Raw genomic sequence first — 20608 nt, forward strand, 5'->3', positions numbered from 1 at the left:
GCAAGAGGCATGATGGCGGCATGAATCCTGAATTTTCGATCTGTGTGTATTGCGGCTCGCGACCCGGCGAGCGAGTGGAATTTTCCAAGGCCGCAGAAGCTGTCGGCCAGTGGATCGGCCGGCACCATGGCCAACTGGTCTACGGCGGTGGACGCACCGGCCTGATGGGCACGGTGGCCGAAGCCACCCGCAACGCCGGCGGCCGGGTGGTCGGCATCATTCCCAAGGCGCTGGTCGACCGGGAACTGGCCAACCCCCTGTGCGACGAGCTCCACGTGGTCGACACCATGCACGAGCGCAAGGCCATGATGGGCGAGCGCGCCGATGCCTTCGTCGCGCTGCCGGGCGGCATCGGCACCTTCGAGGAATTGTTCGAGATCTGGACCTGGCGCCAGCTCGGCTACCACGACAAGCCCACCGGCATTCTCAATACCGCCGGCTACTACGACGGCCTGCTGGGCTTCCTGGCGCACAGCGTGCGCGAGGGCTTCATGGGCGATTGGCAGATGGAGTTGATCCGCACCGGCACCAACCCCACCGAACTGCTCAGCGCGCTGCGCGCCGAAGTGCCCCTGCACCCCCGCGGCGACCGGCTGGCCGAAAACCTGTAGCGCGCCTTTCCGGAGGACGGGCTTTTTTAGACGGCATTCTCGTTTTCCTCACCGGTGCGGATGCGCACGATGCGCTCCACGCCGGTGACGAAGATCTTTCCGTCGCCGATCTTGCCGGTGCGTGCGGAATTGACGATGGCTTCGATGCAGCGCTCCACGTCGCCTTCGTTGACGACCACTTCGACCTTCATCTTCGGCAGGAAGTCGACCACGTATTCCGCACCACGATAGAGCTCGGTATGCCCCTTCTGGCGCCCGAAGCCCTTGACCTCGGTCACTGTGAGGCCGGTAACGCCCACCTCAGCCAGGGCTTCGCGTACGTCCTCGAGCTTGAAGGGTTTGACGATGGCGGTGATCTGCTTCATGGTTTTTGCGCTCCGGCGGTTTCGTTGAACTTGCTGGTGATAGGGTAACGCCAATCCTTGCCGAAGCTTCGATGGGTCACCCGAATGCCCACAGGCGCCTGGCGCCGCTTGTATTCGTTGATCTTGATGAGTCGCGCAACCCGCTCGACCACCGCGCGCTCGTAGCCGGCGGCGATGATCTCGTCGATGCCCTCGTCGTCCTGCATGTAGCGTGCCAGGATGCCGTCGAGGATGTCGTAGGGCGGCAGGCTGTCCTGGTCGGTTTGGTCGGGCCGCAACTCGGCGCTCGGGGGCCGCGTGATGATGCGGTCGGGAATCGGCGAGGCGCCGGTGCCGTACGGGTCGTGGGCGTTGCGCCAGCGGGCCAGCGCGAACACGGTGGTCTTCAGCAGGTCCTTGATGACCGCGAAGCCGCCCGCCATGTCGCCATAGAGCGTGCAGTAGCCAGTGGCCATCTCGCTCTTGTTGCCGGTGGTGAGAACGATCGAGCCGAACTTGTTCGACAGCGCCATCAGCAGCGTGCCGCGGATGCGGGCCTGGATGTTCTCCTCGGCCGTGTCCTCGGGCAGGCCCTTGAACTCGTCAGCGAGTGCGCCCTTGAACGACTCGAAGGTGTGCTTGATCGAGATTTCGTCGTAACGCACGCCCAGGCGGGTAGCCATTTCGCGCGCGTCGATCCAGCTGATGTCGGCGGTGTAGGGCGAAGGCATCATGACGGCGCGCACCTTGTCCTTGCCGAGTGCATCGACCGCGATGGCCAGCACCAATGCGGAGTCGATGCCGCCCGAGAGCCCCAGGATGGCGCCTGGAAAGCCGTTCTTGCCGATGTAGTCCTGCACGCCCAGTACCAGTGCATCCCACAGCTGGGCTTCGGCTTCGCGCGGCGCAGCGATGGCCGAAGGTGCCGCCACAACATCCATGCCCTGGGGCGAGCGCTCCAGCTGCATGAAGACCAGGCTCTCCTTGAAACTCTCGGCCTGCATGGCCAGCTCGCCGTCGGCCTGCAGCGCAAAGGAGGCGCCGTCGAAGACCACTTCGTCCTGCCCGCCCACCAGGTGCGCGTAGACCAGCGGCAGGCCCACGGTGCGGGCGCGGTCGGCCATCCGCGCCACGCGCTCGCCTTCCTTGCCGACGTGATACGGCGAGGCGTTGATGACGGCCAGCACTTCGGCGCCCGCCGCGCGGGCCAGTTCGGCCGGCTCGTCGAACCAGGCGTCTTCGCAGATCAGCACGCCCACCGAGACACCGCCGGCCTCGAACACGCAGCTGCCCTGCCCCGGCGTGAAATAGCGGCGCTCGTCGAACACCTGGTAGTTCGGCAGCTCGCGCTTGGCGTAGGTTTCGAGGATACGGCCTTCCTTGATGACGCTGGCGGCGTTGTAGCGCATCTGCACCGCCACGGAGCGGCTGCGCAGGCTGCCGCCCGTCGGATGCCCCACCACCACGACCATGTCTTTGAGATCGGCCAGCGCGGCGGCAATGCCTTTCACGGCATCATCGCAAGCTTCGGTGAAGGCGGGACGCAGGAAAAGATCCTCTGCCGCATAGCCGGCGATCGAGAGTTCGGGCGTCAGCAGAACACGCGCACCTTGGGCGTGGGCCTGGCGCGCGGCATCGACGATTTTTTTCGCGTTGCCGGCGAGGTCGCCCACCACAAAATTGAGTTGAGCGATGGCGAGCTTGAGCGTCATACGGAAGGAAGAAAAAGGCTTGAACGATTATGTCATTCGGGTGATGGCGTCGCTGTCGGACCTGGACCCGAAAGCATGGAACGCCCTCCTCGCGGCCGAGGCGCAGCCCTCGCCCTTCATGCGCCATGAATATCTTTCGGCGCTGCACGACAGCGGCAGTGCTTCGCCCGAAAGCGGCTGGATGCCGCAGTTCATTACCCTGTGGCGGGGCGAGGAGCTGCGGGCGGCCTGCCCGGCCTACATCAAGACCCATTCCTATGGCGAGTATGTCTTCGACTGGGCCTGGGCCAATGCCTACGAACAGCACGGGCTTGCCTACTATCCCAAGGCGGTGGTGGCCGTGCCGTTCACGCCGGTGCCCGGCGCACGCCTGCTGGCCCGCGATCCGCAAGACCGCACGCTGCTGGTGCAGGCATTGGTGGCCTGGTGCGAGAAGGAAGAACTCTCGTCGATGCATCTGCTGTTCGGCGCGGACGCCGACATTGCCGCCTGCACCGAAGCGGGCCTGATGCTGCGCAACACGGTGCAGTTCCACTGGACGAATGCCGCTCCGGGGGAATCGGGCGAAGCAACCGGCTACGCGGACTTCGAATCCTTTCTCGCCAGCCTGTCCCACGACAAGCGCAAGAAGATCCGCCAGGAGCGCCGCAAGGTGGCCGAGGCCGGCGTGACCTTTCGCTGGTCGCGCGGCGCAGGCATCGCCCGATCGGACTGGGATTTCTTCTACCGCTGCTATGCACGCACCTATCGCGAGCATGGCAACCCACCCTACCTTTCGCGCGACTTCTTCCAGCGCATGGCCGACACCATGCCCGAAGCCTGGCTGCTGTTCGTCGCCGAACGCGAGGGTCAGCCGATTGCCACGAGCCTGATCGCGCTGTCCACCCATGGGGACGGCGCACTGGTGGCTTACGGCCGCTACTGGGGTGCCGTGGAGCGCGTCGACTGCCTGCATTTCGAGGCCTGCTACTACCAGCCCCTGGCCTGGTGCATTGCGCACGGCGCCAGCCGCTTCGAAGGCGGCGCCCAGGGCGAGCACAAGATGGCGCGCGCACTGATGCCGGTAAAGACCACCAGCGCCCACTGGCTCGCGCACCCCGGCTTCGCCGACGCGGTCGAGCGCTTCCTCGAGCGCGAGGGCGAAGGCATCGAGAACTACATGGACCACCTGGGTGAACGCAGTCCGTTCAAGGCCGGCTGAGGCGCGGCGGATTGCGGTCGGTTCGCTGCAATCCGGGGCTGCTATAAACGCGCCCGGTACAACAACAGAAAGAAACCGATGCCGTTCGTCGGACTGGGGCTGCACATCCTCATTGCGCTGTTCTTCGCCGTGCATGCAATGCGCCATGGCAAGCAGATGTACTGGCTCATCATTCTCTTCAGCTTCCCTCTGCTGGGCAGCATCGTGTACTTTGTGGTCGAGTACCTGCCTGCCTCCCGCATGCAACGTACCGCAGGCAAGGTGGCGAGCGCAGCCATCGACCTCATCGACCCCGAACGCGAGTACCGCGCGGCCACGCAGGCCTACGATCTGGCCCCCACCGCCCAGAACAAGCTGCGCCTCGCCAAGGCTGCGCTGGGCAAGGGCCAGGCTGCCGATGCGGTCGGACACTATCGCGACGCCCTGAAGGGCCCGCTCGCATCCGATCCTGAATTGCAATTTGGCTTGGCCAGCGCGCTGCTGGCTGCGGGCGGCGCGGCTTCAGGCCGCGAAGCGCTGCAGGCGCTCCAGGCCCTGCGCGCCTCGCGCGACGACTACCGCAGGGACGAAGTCGCCGTGCTCACCGCTCGCGCGCTCACCGCCGATGGGCGCCATGCAGAGGCCCGCGAGGCCTTCGAGGCCGCGTTGAGCCAGCACAACACGGTCGAGGCCCGTGCCCGCTACATTGCCTGGCTGGCTGAACAAGGCGACGCCGCCGGCGCGCAGCGCCAATGGAGCGAACTCCAGCAGGCCGCGCGCCACTGGAACTCGCACGCCCGCTCCGTCAATCGCGAGTGGATGCGGCTGGCCGGCGACGCGGCCCAGGGCTGAGGCAGCCGATTACTTCCTGTAGGCAGCGATGCCGTCGACGACTTCCTTCTTGGCCGCGTCGATGCCTTCCCAGCCCAGTACCTTGACCCACTTGCCGGCTTCCAGGTCCTTGTAGTGCTCGAAGAAGTGGCTGATGGCCTTCAGGCGCATCGGGTTCACGTCGTCGACCGACTTCCAGTGGCTGTAGATCGGCAGCACCTTGTCGGTGGGCACGGCCAGCACCTTGCCGTCGACGCCGGCTTCGTCTTCCATCATCAGGATGCCAAGCGGGCGGCACGGCACCACCACGCCGGGCAAGAGCGGATACGGCGCGATCACCAGCACGTCGACCGGGTCGCCGTCGCCCGACAACGTTTGCGGCACGTAGCCATAGTTGGCCGGGTAGTACATCGCGGTCGTCATGAAGCGGTCCACGAAGATCGCGCCCGATTCCTTGTCGACTTCGTACTTGATCGGGTCGGCGTTCATCGGGATTTCGATCACGACATTGAAGGCGTCGGGGATGTTCTTGCCGGGGGAGACTTTGTCGAAGGACATGACGTTTTCGAGTAGTTGAAAAGTATGAGGAGAGATGGGGACAAACCCGGAGTTTACTTTCCGTGTCGCGGCCCGGTCGCACGCGTTCCTGTTTTTGCCTGTAAATTGCACCCGTTGGCCAATCGGCTCCGCACCTCGGTGCTGCGAGCTTCGAGGAAGCAACGCGACGGAAAACCTGGGTCCCGTACGCGTTGCGCGCAGGACCCATGCTGTCCGTCTCCACTAGTCACAACGAACGAATGGAGAAGCAAAGCATGATCGGCAACACCCCCCTGATACTCGCCATCGTCTGCGGCCTTGTGGCCGTGGGCTACGGTTTCTGGGCTCGAAGTTGGATTCTCGCCAAGGACCCCGGCAACGCGCGGATGCAGGAGATCGCGGCAGCCATCCAGGCCGGCGCATCGGCCTACCTCGCCAAGCAGTACACCACCATCGCGGTGGTCGGCGTGGTCCTGGCCATTCTCATCGGCATCTTTCTGGACGCGACCACGGCCATCGGCTTCGTGGTGGGCGCGGTGCTTTCGGGCGCCTGCGGCTTCATCGGCATGAACGTATCGGTGCGCGCCAATGTGCGCACCGCGCAGGCGGCCACGCAAGGCATCGGCCCGGCGCTCGACGTCGCGTTCCGCGGCGGCGCCATCACGGGAATGCTGGTGGTGGGGCTGGGCCTCCTGGGCGTTTCGGTCTTCTACTGGTTCCTGGCGGGCAACGGCAATCTCACGCCGGACCGCAGCCTCTCGGCCATCCTCAACCCGCTGATCGGCTTTGCCTTCGGCTCCTCGCTGATCTCGATCTTCGCGCGGCTGGGCGGCGGCATCTTCACCAAGGGCGCCGACGTGGGCGCCGACCTGGTGGGCAAGGTCGAAGCGGGCATTCCGGAAGACGATCCGCGCAACCCGGCCGTCATTGCGGACAACGTGGGCGACAACGTGGGCGACTGCGCCGGCATGGCGGCCGACCTGTTCGAGACCTATGCCGTCACGCTGATCGCCACCATGGTGCTGGGCGCGCTGATGGTCACGGCGGCGCCGCTCAACGCGGTGCTCTATCCGCTGGCACTGGGCGGCGTGTCGATCATCGCCTCGATCATCGGCTGCTTCTTCGTCAAGGCCTCTCCGGGCATGACCAATGTGATGCCGGCGCTGTACAAGGGCCTGGCGGTCGCGGGCATCCTGTCGCTGATCGCGTTCTGGTTCGTCACGGGCTGGATCATCCCCGACAACGCCATTGCCCCGAGCGGCAGCCAGCTCAAGCTGTTCGGCGCCTGCTTCGTGGGCCTGGCGCTCACGGCTGCGCTGGTGTGGATCACCGAGTACTACACCGGCACGCAGTACAAGCCGGTGCAGCACATCGCACAGGCCTCCACCACGGGCCACGGCACCAACATCATCGCGGGCCTCGGCGTCTCGATGCGCTCGACGGCATGGCCGGTGATCTTCGTCTGCATCGCCATCATGGCCTCGTATGCGCTCGCGGGGCTGTTCGGCATCGCGGTGGCCGCCACGGCCATGCTCAGCATGGCGGGCATCGTGGTGGCGCTCGACGCCTACGGCCCCATCACCGACAACGCCGGCGGCATCGCCGAAATGAGCGAGATGCCCGCAAGCGTGCGCGACATCACCGACCCGCTCGACGCCGTGGGCAACACGACCAAGGCCGTGACCAAGGGCTACGCCATCGGCTCGGCCGGCCTCGCCTCGCTGGTGCTCTTTGCCGACTACACCCACAAGCTGGAGAGCTTCGGGCTGAACATCAGCTTCAACCTGAGCGACCCGATGGTGATCGTCGGCCTGTTCATCGGCGGGCTGATCCCCTACCTGTTCGGCGCCATGGCCATGGAAGCCGTGGGCCGGGCGGCCGGCGCGGTGGTCGAGGAGGTGCGCAGGCAGTTCCGCGAGATCCCCGGGATCATGGAAGGCACCGGCAAGCCCGAGTACGGCAAGGCCGTGGGCATGCTGACCGGCGCTGCCATCAAGGAAATGATGATTCCCTCGCTGCTGCCGGTGGTGGTGCCGATCCTGGTGGGGCTGGTGCTCGGGCCGAAGGCGCTGGGCGGCCTGCTGATGGGCACCATCGTGACCGGCCTGTTCGTTGCCATCTCGATGTGCACGGGCGGCGGTGCATGGGACAACGCCAAGAAGTACATCGAGGACGGCCACCACGGCGGCAAGGGTTCCGAGGCGCACAAGGCGGCCGTCACCGGCGACACCGTGGGCGACCCCTACAAGGACACGGCCGGCCCGGCGGTGAATCCGCTGATCAAGATCATCAACATCGTGGCGCTGCTGATCGTGCCGCTGGTGGTCAAGTTCCACGGTGGCGACGCGGCTGCAGCCGTGCCGCACAGGGTCGAGACACCCCCGGCCGCAACCGCGCCGGCTGCTTCTTCGGCGCCCGCAGCGCCGGTGCAGGCACCTGCGCCCGCAACACCGGCGGCAGCGGTTGCCTCCGGCGCCGTGGCAGCCGCCGAAGCCGCGGCCGTGAAGGTCGAGAACGGCGTGGTGAAGTTCTATTTCGAGAGCGGCAAGGCCGAGGTCGCGCCCAATGCCAAAGAAGCGCTGGCCGACGTCATCAAGGCCGTGCAGAGCGGCAGCACCCTGCTCGTGAGCGGCTACCACGATGCGAGCGGCGATCCGGCCAAGAACGCCGAACTCGCCAAGCAGCGCGCCATGGCCGTGGGCGATGCGCTCAAGGCTGCCGGCGCACCCGCGGACAAGATCGAGCTTGCCAAGCCCGAGCAGACCCAGGCGGATGGGCCCCCGAGCGAAGCCCGCCGCGTCGAAGTGAAGGTCAAGGCCTGATGCCCTCCGCAGAAAGACTCGAAGCTTTCATCGCCGCCGTGGAGAGCGGCGCGCACGCCCAGGCCATCGAGAACTACTACACCGAGGACGCGACCATGCGGGAGAACCAGGCCGAGCCCCGGCGCGGCCGCAGCACGCTGGTTGCCCGCGAGCAGGCCACGCTGGCCCGCACGGCCTCTGTGGTTTCGACCTGCGTGCGCCCGGTGTTCGTGAACGGCGATCACGTGGTGATCCGCTGGATCTTCGATTTCCGCTTCAAGGATGGCAAGGCCATGCGCATGGAAGAGCTCGCCTGGCAGCGCTGGGAGGGCGACCGCATCGCCCAGGAAGAGTTCTTCTACGATCCGTCGCAGGCCAGGCCCGCCTGACGCTCTCGCTACCTGGCGCTCTCTGCCGCCACCGCGCGCACCAGGCGCGTGGCCGGCGGCACCAATTGGCCCAGATCACCCACCCGGTCCTGTTCGATGGCCTGGAGCACCAGTTCGTTGATGCCGCCCACCACCGTCATCGCCATTTCACTCGTCAGGTGCGCCACGGGGCCGCTGTGCGCGCCACCGCCGCTGTTGATGGCCGCCTGAATGAAGCCGGCGATTTCGCCGTTCACCCGGCGCCGCGCCGCCAGCCCCGGCATGCCTAGGCCGAGGATCTCGACGAACAGCGTGCGCAGCAGCGCCGGGTCCTGCGCAAGGTAGTCGAAATATGCGGTGATCGCCCGCTCCACCTGCGCATGCCAGGGCTGGGCCGGATCGAAGGCCTCGCTCACGGCGCGCAGCGCCAGCTTGCTGGCCGCCTCGTACAGCGCGATCAGGCACTCCGACTTGGTCGCGAAGTGCTCGTAGAAGGTGCGGCGCGAAACAGCGGCCTCGCGCACGATGTCGGCAATGGTGGTGTCCGCGTAGCCCTTGGTGGCCACGGCGCGCGCCATGCCTTCCAGCAGCCGGACGTAGTGCTCGTGGGCGGGCTCTGCGGAGGGGTCGGCAAGGGCCGGTTTTTCGGTCGCGAAGCTCATGGAGAAGACATTTTCCTACGCATTGGTACTTGACGGTACCAGTTCCGGCGCGCACCATTCCGGAAAATTGGTACGGACGTGTACCGCATTGCCTTTTCCAAGGAACATCCGCCATGACCGACCTTGTCGTGCGCCGCCTTCTGATCGACCTGCAAACGCCATTCGGCCACAACTGGTGCGGCGGCGACGCATTCTCCACCGCCTTTTTCAATGCGCTGTCGATGAGCTTTCCGTTCGGCGAACAGTTCTTCATCGATGCCGTGCGCGACGCCGCGGCCACGCTGCCGGCGCAAGCGCAGGAAGAGCTTCGCGCCGATGTGCGGGGCTTCATCGGCCAGGAGGCCACGCATCGGCGCATTCATTCGCTTTTCAATGCCCACCTGCAGAACCAGGGCCTGGTGGACGGCTGGACACCCCGCGCCGCCGGGCGCATGCAGTTGATGGAAGGGGCCGATCCCCGCCATGCGCTGGCGGTCACCGCGGCCACGGAACACTTCACCGCCATGTTCGCCGAATGGCTGCTCGCCCATCCCGAAGTGCTCGACGGCGCCGAGCCGCGGCTGCGCACCATGTGGCTCTGGCACAGCGCCGAAGAGCTGGAGCACAAAGCCGTGGCCTTCGACATCTACAAGGCCGCGCAAGGATCCGACGCCTGGCGCAAGCGCTGGTTCCGCCGCGTGACCCTGATGTTCCTGGGCGACCTGATGCGCCAGACCGTCGACAACCTGCGCCGCGAAGGCCAGCTGTGGAAATGGGCGACATGGAAGAGCGCCGCGTGCATCCTGCTGCGCAGGGGCGGCCTGCTCAGCGGCAACTGGCAGGCCTGGCGCAACTACTTTCGCGCCGATTTCCATCCAGCGCAGCAGGACAGCAGCCTGTCGGCACGCTGGCTCGAGAACAATCGCGCGCAGTACACGCCGGTAGGCGCGGCGGCCGAGGCTCTTCAGTAGAAACCGGCCCTGTGGGTGGGAGGGGCGACGGCCGCCCGCTGCTCGGGGCGCATCGCCAGGTCGTGCAGGGTATCGAAGTCCGAAGGGGCATCCGGAATGCGCATCACGGTTTCCTGTTCGGTCAGCGACGCCACCCACAGGCCCGCGGCCGACTCGGCCGGCTCGTCATTGGCAAAGGTGCCGTCGCGGATGTAGAGGGTTTCGCCGTCGGGGCGTTCGGCGTGCAATTCGATCAGGCGCGAAATCGAAAAGTTGTAGGTCACCAGCTTTTCGCGCGTATTGCGGTCTTTGCCGCCGCAATTGAACGAGCCTTCTGCCGCAATGACGATGCAGGAGCCCTCCACGCCCTCGTCGACGTGGCTTCCGGTACGCCAGATGGCGTTCGGAAGACGTGCTCGCACCTTGTCGATCACCAGGTCGCGCTGCTTGTTGAGGCTGCCCAGCGGCGGGACCAGCGAACGCAGTTGGCGCAGGCGCTCGGCAAAGATGTTGTCCATGAGGAATTCCACATGGTGCGTCGCGCTCCCGGAGGAACGCTTGACCACCTGCATGACCACATGACGCGACTTGTTCATTGCAGGATCCTTCCGCAAATCGCCCGGCACTGGGCGTCATTGCATATGTACGAAATCATTTGCCGTCGGCTACAAATTAGAACTTTTGACTGATGCAATAAATGCATCAATTGTGTCTAACTGTATATCGATTGCAGCGGATTTGGAAAGAAAATCTGCAATGCGCGCGCTCGGGCATGTCGCCAGGGCGTCGCCCGGCCCTGCTAGGCCGGCGAATCCGGTTTATTCAAGGGATTCGTCGAGCGCCTTGCACGACGGTGCGCAAACGGTCTGCGACTTGCCCAGCACCTGGCGGGTGCGCAATTGCGACCGTACGCGGTGCTTTCCGCACATGAAGCAGGACATGGTCGCCCCGCTGAACGACGCCGAGGCACGGAACGGAGAACCCGGTGCCTTCGACTTGTAACGCAGGCCATCGGCCACAACGGCGGTCTTGACCTCAGCTTTGGCCATCGGCTTTGTCCTTTTTCGGTTCGGTGTTGCGCATGGCGCGTGCAATGGCTTCTCTCGCGCCGACTTCGGCTGCAAGCGCCGTGTCGAGCGCCGACCGGCAGAGGCCGGCATGTTGGTAATTGAGGTTTTCGTAGACCTCGGCGGCGGCAGGATAGGCGTCGAGCAGACGCCCCAGGTCGGCGCCCGGTTCAACGTCGTTGAATTCGTGCACCAGGTGTTCTACCACCGAGCGGTATTGCTCGGCGCCTACGGGGACGGCGCTGTGCTCAAGCCGCTCCAGCAGTTGAGCCAGCACGTGGGTCACTGCCAGATCGGTCTTGGGAGACGGATTATGGGTCGTGTTCATGGTTTGCATCTGGGGGCAGCATACGCTTATGCAAGTGGCCGCTCCGGCGTGGGGGTCGCCCCGTGCGCGGCCTGCATGCGCCGCAGCAGGCTGTGCAGCATCTCCGTCGACAGCCCGTGAATGACCAGCCGGTGCCCCGCCCGCAGGGTCGACAGCGGCACCAGCGGATGCTTGTTGTTCACCAGGATGAGGTGCTCGGGAGCGCCCAGCAAGGTGGCCGCGTAGATGCCGATGGTTTCATCCAGCTGCAGCGAATTGGCGGCGCGCCAGAAGTCGTTGTCGGTCAGCATCAGCTGGTACAGCGGGGTGAAAAGCTCGATGGCGCTTTGCAGGTCGAGGAAGTTGAGCCTGCCGCGCGGCATGTCCGAAAGCCGCAGCCCCGGGTCCCTGATCATCGAAAAATCGACCTGGAGCGCCTTGCCCAGCACCAGCCCCTGGTCGCGCAGCGCCTGGTTCAGCCGGATCACGAAGTTGAAGAGATTCAGGTCGTGCTTCAGGAAGGTCTCGTCCTTCAGGGCATCGATGTCGGCCGGCTCCAGCGGCGAGGTGCCCACGGGCGCCGGCGAATTTCGGCCGATGAAGCCCAGCACCTGCGAGCCCAGGTGGAAATGCCGCAGGATCAGCCAGTTCGCTTCCGGCGAGACGAAGCGCTTCAGCCCCCAGGCCAGCAGCCGGTGCAGCAGCTTTGAATGCGACCAGTTGCGCGGCACGAACACTTTCACCACCTGGATCAGGATGATCGTGAGCCGCGCCACGGGCCGCAGGAACGGCAGCAGGTACTGGCGCGAGCCCGAACTCGAGTCGGCCAGCCACGCCGCCTTGACCTCGTCGGGCAGCGGCGTGCTCTGGTCCAGGTAGAGCGCAAGCCATGGACTGGGGTCGCGCTCGTCGTGCTCCTTCGCAAGAAAGTCAGGCGTTCTCATGGGGCATCCGCTCCGTAATGTGCTGAAACTGCATCAGGTACAGCGCGGCCGTGTGGCGCGCCGTGTCGATGATCTGGCGGGCCGCCCGGCCCCGGCCTTCGGCGCCCTCGCCGCCTTCCACGGCCATCACCATCTCGACCGCGGCGAGCCAGCGGTTCAGATGGTTCTCGTCGTTGTGGCCGTGGTATTCGAGAAAGCGGAAGGCGTCGGGCGGCAGCTTCAGCCCGGCCTTGATCAGCGGCAGCAGCGCAGGAACGATGCGCTGGCCCGTCCCCTCGATGATGTAGATCGCGCCCAGCAGGCCGATCGGGTTGCGCGTGGCGGCCAGGCCGTGCAGGTAGGCGTTGAGCGCCTCTCCGCCGGGGTTGCGGCGCAGATCGTCGATCCGCGCCACGGTGCCGCCGGCCTTGCGGTAGTCGCTGAAGAGGATGTTGAAGTCGTCCTGCTCCTCGCCTGCGTGCACGTCGATCAGCGCGGCCAGCGCCTGGTACGGCCCGGTCAGCGAAGCGGCGCCTTCGCGCATCCAGCGGCTGCCTTCGCGCACCTGCGGTATCCACTGCTCCATCCAGTTCAGGTAGTCGTGCAGGGCAAGGCGGCGCTCGCGGATCTGGCGGATCAGCGGCGTGCGCCAGGCGCGCGAGCGGTAGTCGTGCCAGATGCCGGCCAGGTCGGTCAGCAATGCCCCAAGGCCTTCGGGCGCGGCAGCCGGATCATGCGGCGGCGCGATTGCGGCTTCGTCATCGGGGGCCGCGTCGGCCGTCGTGCGCGGAACGGCCAGCGCGCGGACGGGCGCCTCGACAGCCTCGACCTCCAGCAGCATGTAGGCGGCCATGAAGCGCCCCGATTCCGGCACGTAGCAGAAGATCTGTTCGCCCGGCTTCAGCGCCTTGGTGTGCAGGAATTCCGACAGCATGACCAGGATCGACGCCGCCCCCGTATTGCCGCGCCAGGCCAGGTTGCTCCACCAGCGCTCGCGCGGAATGGCCAGGTCGGCCTTGGCCATCAGGTCCTCGACCACGGGAATGAATTTCTCCGACGAGTAATGGCACAGGAAATGATCGATCCGCTTCGGATCGAGCCAACCGCCCTGCACCAGCGTTGCGTATTCATGAATGCCGATGTCGAACAGATGCGGCAGCAGGCGGATGTCCTGCCGCAGCGACAAGGCACCCGCCGCCTCCGCTTCGGCCCACGAGCCGAAGTCGAGATGGCCGCGCGCGCGGTCCTCGGTCAGGCCCAGCTGCATGCAGACCGGGTAGTCCCCCGAGAACGCGCGCTGGTGCACCCACTTGAGCCGCAGGCGCAGCCCCGGGTTGCCGGCCAGCGCGGGCGTGCCGCCCGACAGCAGCAGCGCGCCCGCACCGTCGGAGAGCATCCAGCGCAGGAAGTGCGAATCGAAGTCGGTTTCGTAGCCGCGCGCAGCGAAGCGCGAGCGCTTGAAAAGCCGCGACGGCATTTCGCTGGCCACCGCCAGCGCGCTGCGGTGCGCCCCCAGTTCGATGCCCTGCGCGGCCGACTGGATGGCCGACACGCCCGCGGCGCAGATGCCGTGTACCGACAGCGTCTCCATGGGCGGTGCTGCCAGTTCGCCCTGGATCATGTTGGCAAAGCCGGGCATCAGCGTGTCGCCGCCCGAAGAGCCGCTGGCCAGCAGCGACACGCGCGACAGCTCGGCGCCGCCGCGCTGCAGGCAGTCGCGGATCGCGCCTGCCGCCAGCTGCGCATTGGTGTGGCGCGTCACGCCCTCCTCGTCGATCGCATAGTGCCGCGTCAGGATGCCGTTCTCGGCCAGGATGCGCCGCTTGATGCGCTGCGACATCCGGTTGAGCGGCGCGATGTAGGCGTCCATGCGCTCGTTGGGAATGGGCTCGCCGGGCATGAAGTAGCCGGCGCTCTCGATGTAGACGCGTTGGAATGGGACGGGCATGTTTCAGTGGGTTGAAGACTCGGACGGCACGGGCACGGAAGGCATCATCGAGCGGCTGCGAAAACGCGGCCACAGCGCTCCGAGCACGAACACGCGAACCATGTAGGGCACCAGTCCCTGCTCGTTGAGCGCGGGGTCGACCCGCGCGCGGTAGCGCGTGCGGTGCAGTTGCGTGAGCTCGGACCAGTGGACATGCGGGTTCTCGTGATGTGCGGTGTGCAGGCCGATGTTGAACAGCAAGGGGTTCACCAGCCCCTCGAAATTGCGCGCGTAGTTCAGGCGGGTACCCGCGGTATCGCACCGCGCCTCCGTATCTGGCCCGGGCCGGCGCCCGTCAGCGTGTGCGTGCTGCAGATAGTTGGTGGCCAGCAGCCAATGCAGCCCGTGCAGCTGCGGCACGATCACCAGCAGCAGGGCCTTGCGCCAGTCGAGCAGCAGCAGCGCGCTCCAGCTGCCGAGCCACAGGGCGTACTGCGCCATGCAGTAGCGCCAGGGTCCCGGCCGGTGCCTGCGAAGGCGCGCGAGCCAGCCGAAGAACACCGGCACCAGCACCCACACGGCCTGGAACGGATGCAGCAGATAACCCCGCAGATGGTTGGTGTCGCCGCCGAAGCGGTAGGTGCGCGCCACGTCCCGCGGCCCATGCCGGTGGCGATGGTGGTTGGCCACGTGCGCGGGCCAGAAGACGAAGGTCGGATGCCCCTGCAGCAGCGTGATCCAGAAGTCGGTGAACCGGTTCATGCGCCGCCCGCGCCACATGCGCAGATGCACATGGTTGTGGTGGATCACGCCCACGCCAAGCGTCAGGAACAGCATCGGCGCATAGAGCAGCACGGCAAAGCCATGCACCCACTGCCATGCCGCCAGCGCCGGGAGCGCCGCCAGGTACGCCAGGCTCTGCCAGTCGCGCCAATGGCGAAGGCGCGCCGGCCGGCGCGGCGCCTCAGGCCGGCGTGCCATGCTGCCGTTGGCGTTGCTGCTTCTCGCGGAAGGCCAGGAACTGCGGCTCGGCCGCATCGGCGGCAATGCGCGTGCCGAACAACCGGTCCATGAAAGTGAACTGGAAGCCGTAGTTGCCGCTGTGGCAGGCGTGATGCAAATGGTGGCGGCGGCTCGCGGCAAACCAATGGCTGTACGACGCCCGGGGAAAGAAGTCGTAATTCGAGTGCCCGATGCTGTTGAAGAACAGGCTGAACAGCGGCACCGACGCGAGCGACCAGAAGCTGAAGTCGTGCAGCAGCATCGGCAGCAGGATCACGTTGCCGAGCATGGCCGCCTCGATCGGATGAAAGCTGTAGGTGGCCCACGGCGTGGTCACGACCGAGCGGTGATGCGGCCCGTGAAAGCGCCGCAGCCAGCGCGTGTGCAGCAGCCGATGGTTGAACCAGAAATGAACGTCGTTCCAGATTGCGAGCAGGAGGACTTCGGCCGCGACCTGGCGCCAGCCCGCGTCGGCATCGAGCCGCGCCCAGCCCAGCTGGAGCAAGCCCCACGGAAACACCATGCCCAGCCCGAACACGAGCACCGACACGCCCGACTGCGCCAGTTCGCGGCGCAGCTGCCCCGGCTGCAGCGGCCGCGGGTCGAGCACGCGCCCGATGCCGAGCGCGGGCAGCACCCGCCGGGTCAGCAGCCAGTTGAGGGCACCGAACCCCAGGTAGATGCCGCCGAAAAAGAAGAGCCCCCAACACATCACCTGGAGGGCCGACAACGAAGTGAAGCTTTGCGCCATCCCCCGAGGCTACAGCAGCATTTCGGGAACCAGGGGCGCAATGATCAGGTTGTGCAGCCGCTGGAGGAAGCTCGACTCCGGCTCCGACGTGAGGATGACCTCCTTTTCGCCATCGGTCGTGAGCCACTGCAGCGTGCCGGTGTCCTTGGCAATGCGCAGCCGGTACGAGTTCTGCAGCTTGCTGATGTTGATGACGCGCAGCATCTCGCGCGCCAGCTGGGGGCTGTCGACCACCACGCCCATCTCGGTGTTCTGGCTCGCCGAGCGCGGATCGAGATTCATCGAGCCGATGAAAATGCGCGTCTTGTCGATGGCGGCGGTCTTGGAGTGCAGCCGCCCCAGCGATTTGCCGAACATGCCGAAGCGCTCGCCCGCGGTGGTGCGCTGCGGGCTCAGCTCGTACAGGTCGGCACCGCTCCTGAGCAGCCGCTCGCGGTAGCGCGCATAGCCGGTGTGCACCAGCGGCTCGTCGTTGGCGGCCAGCGAATTGGTCAGCAGCGTGAGCTTGACCTTGCGCCTGGCCAGGTCCTCGAAGGCCGCCATGCCGCGCTCGCCGGGCACCAGGTAGGGCGAGGTCAGGTCGACCTCGACCTTGGCCTCCATCAGCAGCGTCCAGACCTTCATCGTCACGCTGGTGGCAATGGCTTCGTCCTCGGTCATCGTGGTGGGCTTGGTGGGCGGATCGGCAATGGCGCGGGCCTCGCCCCACAGCAGCCCCATGCGGCCGCCGTCGAGTTCTTCTGCGATCGGCCCGTAGCCCAGGACGTCGGACGGCGGAAGCACGATCTTCGGCGGCGGTGCCGCCATGCCGATCCAGGCGTCGAAGTCGGCGGCCGTGGGCGTGCGACCGCCCTCGCCGCGCACGATGTCGGCAATGGGCCAGACCTGCTTGCTGTTCCAATAGGCATCGAAGATCGATTCGAGCTGCGGCAGCACCTTGCCCACCACGAGCGCGTCCATGTCGATGAAGTTCTGCGCCTCGCTCAGCACGAAATACTCGTCGGCGATGTTGCGGCCGCCCACCACCGCCATGACGCCGTCAGCGATGAAGAGCTTGTTGTGCATGCGGTGGTTGAGCCGCCCGATCTCGTGCGGCGAGGCCGCGAAGCGCGAGAGAAAACCGTTGCGCCCGCAGCAGAACGGATTGAAGAGCCGCACGTCCACGTTGGGCGTTGCGGAAAGCGCCAGCAGCAGCTGCTGGCTCCGGGCGGTGTAGAGATCGTCCACCAGCAGCCGCACCTGCACCCCGCGCCCGGCCGCCTCGCGCAGCGCGCGCATCAGGAGGCGTCCGGTGGCGTCGTTCTCGAACTGGTAGTACTGAACCACCAGCGAGCGCTGGGCGCGCTCTGCAAGCTGGACGCGCGCGTCGAGCGAATACACGCCGAGCGGCATCAGCCTGAAGCCCGAGTGCTCGCCGGGCGGCGTCGAGGCGGCTGCGATGCGTGCCAGCGTGGTGGACGGATCGGCCGCGGCGGCATTCACCGCCGCCCGCTCGCGCGCCGGCGGCAGCGAGCCGCACGCCGCCAGCGCCGCGGCCATGGCGCCGGCAAGACAGATCCGCAGAAGAAGTGGGGCCCAGAAGTTCATGATGGCATCCTAGAATTCGTTTCACACCTGCTCGGAGTTACACCATGCCAAGACCGATCCTCTCACGCATCGCACTGATGTCGGTCGCAGCCGGGCTGGCACTGCCCGCCTGGGCCGCACTGGACATCGGCGACCCGGTGCCCAGGTTCACTGCCACTGCTGCGCTGGGCGGCAAGACCTTCCGCTATTCGCTGGCGGATGCCTTGGCCAAGGGGCCGGTGGTGGTGTACTTCTTTCCGGCGGCCGACTCCAGCGACTGTTCGATCGAAGCGCATGCCTTCGCCGAAGCCATCGACCAGTTCGCCGCGCTCGGCGCCACGGTCATCGGCGTGTCGGCCGACGACATCGACACCCTCTCCAAGTTCTCGGTCAAGTCGTGCCAGAGCCGCTTTCCCGTGGCCTCGGACGAATCGAAGTCCGTGATCAACGGCTTCGACGCCCTGATGCAGACCCGGCCCGACTTCGCCAACCGCCTGTCCTACGTAATCACGCCGAACGGCACCGTCGCGTATTACTACCAGAACCTGAATCCGGACAAGCACGTGGAGCGCATGCTCAACGCCGTCCGGGCGCTGCCGCGGCCGGGCCCGCCCCGGTAGCGGGTGCAAAATCCCGTCTCATGCAACTCAACTTCATCGCCAACGCCGACGTCCCGTCATCCTCCGGCCGCACCCTGCAGGTGCTCGACCCCTCCGACGGCCAGCCTTTCGACGAAATCCAGCGCAGCAACGCTGCCGACATCGACTCCGCCGTGCGCGCAGCACGCGACTGTTTCGAAGGCGTCTGGCACAAGGTGAGCGCAGCCGACCGCGGCCGCCTGCTCTACAAGCTCTCGCAGAAGGTTGCCGAGCACGTCGACGAACTCGCGCTCATCGAGCAGCGCGATTGCGGCAAGCCCGTGAAGCAGGCCCGCGCCGACGCGCTCGCGCTGGTGCGCTATTTCGAGTTCTATGCCGGCGCCTGCGACAAGCTGCACGGCGAGACCATTCCCTACCAGGACGGCTACAGCGTCTTCACCTGGCGCGAGCCGCACGGCGTCACGGGCCACGTCATTCCGTGGAACTACCCGATGCAGATCTTCGGCCGCAGCGTGGGTGGCGCGCTGGCGGCCGGCAACGTGTGCGTGGTGAAGCCAGCCGAAGATGCCTGCCTTTCCCTCATTCGCGTGGCGCAACTGGCGGCCGAGGTCGGCTTTCCGGCCGGCGCGCTCAACATCGTGACCGGCTACGGCCATGAAGTGGGCGATGCGCTCGCGCGGCACGAAGGCGTCGACCACATCAGCTTCACCGGCAGCCCGAAGATCGGCACGCTGATCCAGCAGGTGGCGGCGGAGCGGCATTGCCCGGTCACCCTCGAGCTCGGCGGCAAGAGCCCGCAGATCATCTTTGCCGACGCCGACCTCGACGCGGCCATTCCGGTGATCATCAACGCCATCGTGCAGAACGCCGGCCAGACCTGCTCGGCCGGCTCGCGCGTGCTGATCCAGCGCAGCATCTACGAGCCGCTGCTCGAGCGCCTCGGCCGTGCCTTCGAGGCCCTGCGCGTCGGCCCCGCGGCCATGGACCTGGACGTCGGCCCGCTGATCCGCCAGACGCAGCAGCAGCGCGTGTGGGATTTCCTGAGCGACGCCCAGGTGGCGGGCATCCCGATGGTGGCCCAAGGCATCGTGGTCGACGAGGCGCCCGAAACCGGCTTCTACCAGGCCCCCACCCTGCTGCGCGACGTGCCGGTGAACCACCGCCTGGCGCAGGAAGAGGTGTTCGGCCCGGTGCTCGCCGCGATGCAGTTCGCCGACGAGGACGAAGCCGTGGCGCTCGCCAACGCCACGCAGTTCGGCCTCGTGGCCGGTGTCTGGACGACCGACGGCGCGCGCCAGTTCCGCATGGCCAAGCGGGTGCGCAGCGGCCAGGTGTTCATCAACAACTACGGCGCCGGCGGCGGCGTGGAGCTGCCGTTCGGCGGCGTCAAGTCGTCGGGCTACGGACGCGAAAAGGGCTTCGAGGCGCTCTACGGCTTCACCACGCTCAAGACGGTGGCCGTCAAGCACGGCTGAAGGGCCGGTCCTACCCGAGTGCTGTGTCCAGCAGCATCATCAGCACGAAGCCGAGCATCAGCCCGCTGGTCGCGAAGCTCTCGTGCCCCTTGCGGTGCGATTCCGGGATGATCTCGTGGCTGATCACGAACAGCATCGCGCCGGCCGCAAAACCAAGGCCCCACGGAAGCAGCATGGCCGAGTGGCCGATCACGGCCGCTCCCGCCACGGCGCCCAGCGGCTCGACCAGCCCGGAAGCCATCCCGATCATCACCGCGAACCCGCGCCGGTAGCCGGCGGCCAGCAGCGCCACCGCCACCACCAGGCCTTCAGGCACATCCTGGATCGCAATGCCAGTGGCCAGCGCGTCGGCACGCAGCCCGTTGCCGGCCGCGTAGCCCACGCCGATCGCCAGGCCTTCCGGCAGGTTGTGCAGCGCGATGGCAAACACGAAGAGCCAGGTCCGCCGCAGCCTGCGCGCGGCCTGGCCCTCCAGGCCCTTGATGAAGTGCTCATGCGGCAGCACGCGGTCCAGCAGCATCAGCGCGGCGGCGCCCAGCAGAATGGCCGCGCCGACGACGCCGCCCGCAGCCCAGCTGCCGCCGCCGAATACCTGCGCCGACCGGGCGGCCTCCAGTCCGGGAATGATCAGCGAGAAGGCGCAGGCCGCCAGCATCACGCCGGCGCCGAAGCCGAACAGCGTGTCCTGCAGGCGGTCGGGCAGCTTCTGCGAGAACAGCACCGGCAGCGTGCCCAGCGCGGTGGCCAGCGCGGCAACCGAGCCGCCCAGCAAGGCGCTCCAGACCACCGGGTCTGCGTGCACGAATCGGAAGAACCGGAACATCAGCGCGAGCGCGCCTGCGGAAATGATCGCCAGGCCGACGCGCTGGCGTGCGGAAAGATCGGCGCGCAGCATGGAAGACACGGGTCGCAAGCTCCTTGGGTTGAAAGAGCCCTTTGCGTCCATTCGAGTGCTGCGTACTCGGGCGAACGAATGATAGTAATTCTCAACAACGCCGTCCAGTCGGCGAGTTGCC

Annotated in this window: 21 protein-coding genes; 8 read left to right on the forward strand and 13 right to left on the reverse strand. The window is 66.6% G+C overall.

Annotated elements, in window-relative coordinates; all coding sequences use genetic code 11:
- Window positions 1-20 precede the first annotated feature (20 nt).
- The gene (locus EJO66_RS17035) at window positions 21-611 is read left to right on the forward strand and encodes an LOG family protein (protein ID WP_125965675.1); all 591 of its coding nucleotides are present in this window, start codon (window positions 21-23) and stop codon (window positions 609-611) included.
- Window positions 612-637: 26 nt separating this feature from the next.
- On the opposite strand, the gene EJO66_RS17040 is transcribed toward EJO66_RS17035, so the two are convergent.
- The gene (locus tag EJO66_RS17040) at window positions 638-976 is read right to left on the reverse strand and encodes a P-II family nitrogen regulator (RefSeq protein WP_012747471.1); all 339 of its coding nucleotides are present in this window, start codon (window positions 974-976) and stop codon (window positions 638-640) included.
- Entirely contained in the window at window positions 973-2667 is a 1695-nt protein-coding gene (locus EJO66_RS17045) for an NAD+ synthase (RefSeq protein ID WP_124957768.1), read from the reverse strand. The genes EJO66_RS17040 and EJO66_RS17045 overlap by 4 nt, the downstream gene beginning before the upstream one ends.
- Window positions 2668-2686: 19 nt before the next feature.
- Between EJO66_RS17045 and EJO66_RS17050 the strand changes: the two genes are divergently transcribed.
- A complete protein-coding gene (locus tag EJO66_RS17050) occupies window positions 2687-3868 on the forward strand; it encodes a GNAT family N-acetyltransferase (protein WP_124957767.1) in 1182 nt (393 codons plus the stop codon).
- 78 nt (window positions 3869-3946) lie between these two features.
- The gene (locus EJO66_RS17055; protein ID WP_125965676.1) at window positions 3947-4699 is read left to right on the forward strand and encodes a hypothetical protein; all 753 of its coding nucleotides are present in this window, start codon (window positions 3947-3949) and stop codon (window positions 4697-4699) included.
- 9 nt (window positions 4700-4708) lie between these two features.
- Here EJO66_RS17055 and ppa read toward each other — a convergent pair whose 3' ends face one another.
- Entirely contained in the window at window positions 4709-5236 is a 528-nt protein-coding gene (ppa, locus tag EJO66_RS17060; protein ID WP_124957765.1) for an inorganic diphosphatase, read from the reverse strand.
- 254 nt (window positions 5237-5490) lie between these two features.
- On the opposite strand from ppa, the gene EJO66_RS17065 reads away from it, so the two are divergent.
- Window positions 5491-8037 carry a sodium-translocating pyrophosphatase gene (locus EJO66_RS17065; RefSeq protein WP_124957764.1) on the forward strand — a complete coding sequence of 849 codons (2547 nt, stop codon included), beginning with the start codon at window positions 5491-5493 and terminating at the stop codon, window positions 8035-8037.
- Window positions 8037-8405, forward strand: a complete 369-nt coding sequence (locus tag EJO66_RS17070) for a nuclear transport factor 2 family protein (protein WP_124957763.1) — start codon at window positions 8037-8039, stop codon at window positions 8403-8405. Before EJO66_RS17065 ends, EJO66_RS17070 begins: the two co-directional genes overlap by 1 nt.
- 8 nt (window positions 8406-8413) lie before the next feature.
- Here the strand turns inward: EJO66_RS17070 and EJO66_RS17075 are convergent, their stop codons facing one another.
- Window positions 8414-9046 (reverse strand): TetR/AcrR family transcriptional regulator, encoded by a 633-nt coding sequence (locus EJO66_RS17075; RefSeq protein WP_124957762.1) that lies wholly within the window; start codon window positions 9044-9046, stop codon window positions 8414-8416.
- A 113-nt stretch (window positions 9047-9159) separates the two neighbouring features.
- Here EJO66_RS17075 and EJO66_RS17080 point away from each other — a divergent pair, with 113 nt between their 5' ends.
- Window positions 9160-9996 carry a metal-dependent hydrolase gene (locus EJO66_RS17080; RefSeq protein WP_124957761.1) on the forward strand — a complete coding sequence of 279 codons (837 nt, stop codon included), beginning with the start codon at window positions 9160-9162 and terminating at the stop codon, window positions 9994-9996.
- Here the strand turns inward: EJO66_RS17080 and EJO66_RS17085 are convergent.
- From EJO66_RS17085 to EJO66_RS17120, 8 genes are all read right to left on the reverse strand, one after another.
- Window positions 9990-10571 (reverse strand): hypothetical protein, encoded by a 582-nt coding sequence (locus EJO66_RS17085; RefSeq protein WP_125965677.1) that lies wholly within the window; start codon window positions 10569-10571, stop codon window positions 9990-9992. The genes EJO66_RS17080 and EJO66_RS17085 overlap by 7 nt on opposite strands.
- Window positions 10572-10793: 222 nt before the next feature.
- Window positions 10794-11024 (reverse strand): hypothetical protein, encoded by a 231-nt coding sequence (locus tag EJO66_RS17090; protein ID WP_012747462.1) that lies wholly within the window; start codon window positions 11022-11024, stop codon window positions 10794-10796.
- A complete protein-coding gene (locus EJO66_RS17095) occupies window positions 11011-11379 on the reverse strand; it encodes a hypothetical protein (protein WP_124957759.1) in 369 nt (122 codons plus the stop codon). The genes EJO66_RS17090 and EJO66_RS17095 overlap by 14 nt, the downstream gene beginning before the upstream one ends.
- 17 nt (window positions 11380-11396) lie before the next feature.
- Complete coding sequence (locus EJO66_RS17100; RefSeq protein WP_124957758.1) at window positions 11397-12293, reverse strand: DUF6999 family protein; 897 nt, start codon at window positions 12291-12293, stop codon at window positions 11397-11399.
- Window positions 12280-14220 carry a 3-oxoacyl-[acyl-carrier-protein] synthase III C-terminal domain-containing protein gene (locus EJO66_RS17105; protein ID WP_124957757.1) on the reverse strand — a complete coding sequence of 647 codons (1941 nt, stop codon included), beginning with the start codon at window positions 14218-14220 and terminating at the stop codon, window positions 12280-12282. Before EJO66_RS17105 ends, EJO66_RS17100 begins: the two co-directional genes overlap by 14 nt.
- A gap of 3 nt (window positions 14221-14223) precedes the next feature.
- Window positions 14224-15180: a fatty acid desaturase gene (locus tag EJO66_RS17110; protein WP_124957756.1), complete on the reverse strand. Its 957-nt coding sequence runs from the start codon at window positions 15178-15180 to the stop codon at window positions 14224-14226.
- Window positions 15164-15952: a sterol desaturase family protein gene (locus EJO66_RS17115; RefSeq protein WP_124957755.1), complete on the reverse strand. Its 789-nt coding sequence runs from the start codon at window positions 15950-15952 to the stop codon at window positions 15164-15166. Before EJO66_RS17115 ends, EJO66_RS17110 begins: the two co-directional genes overlap by 17 nt.
- Window positions 15953-15961: 9 nt before the next feature.
- The gene (locus tag EJO66_RS17120; protein WP_124957754.1) at window positions 15962-17539 is read right to left on the reverse strand and encodes a phospholipase D family protein; all 1578 of its coding nucleotides are present in this window, start codon (window positions 17537-17539) and stop codon (window positions 15962-15964) included.
- Window positions 17540-17583: 44 nt separating this feature from the next.
- Here EJO66_RS17120 and EJO66_RS17125 point away from each other — a divergent pair, with 44 nt between their 5' ends.
- Window positions 17584-18138: a peroxiredoxin gene (locus EJO66_RS17125; protein ID WP_125965678.1), complete on the forward strand. Its 555-nt coding sequence runs from the start codon at window positions 17584-17586 to the stop codon at window positions 18136-18138.
- Between the two features lie 20 nt (window positions 18139-18158).
- Window positions 18159-19592 (forward strand): aldehyde dehydrogenase family protein, encoded by a 1434-nt coding sequence (locus EJO66_RS17130; protein ID WP_124957752.1) that lies wholly within the window; start codon window positions 18159-18161, stop codon window positions 19590-19592.
- Between the two features lie 10 nt (window positions 19593-19602).
- Here the strand turns inward: EJO66_RS17130 and EJO66_RS17135 are convergent, their stop codons facing one another.
- Window positions 19603-20487, reverse strand: a complete 885-nt coding sequence (locus EJO66_RS17135) for a ZIP family metal transporter (protein WP_125965733.1) — start codon at window positions 20485-20487, stop codon at window positions 19603-19605.
- Between the last annotated feature and the right edge of the window lie 121 nt (window positions 20488-20608).

The sequence above is a fragment of the Variovorax beijingensis genome (assembly GCF_003951285.1).
Lineage (GTDB): Bacteria > Pseudomonadota > Gammaproteobacteria > Burkholderiales > Burkholderiaceae_C > Variovorax > Variovorax beijingensis.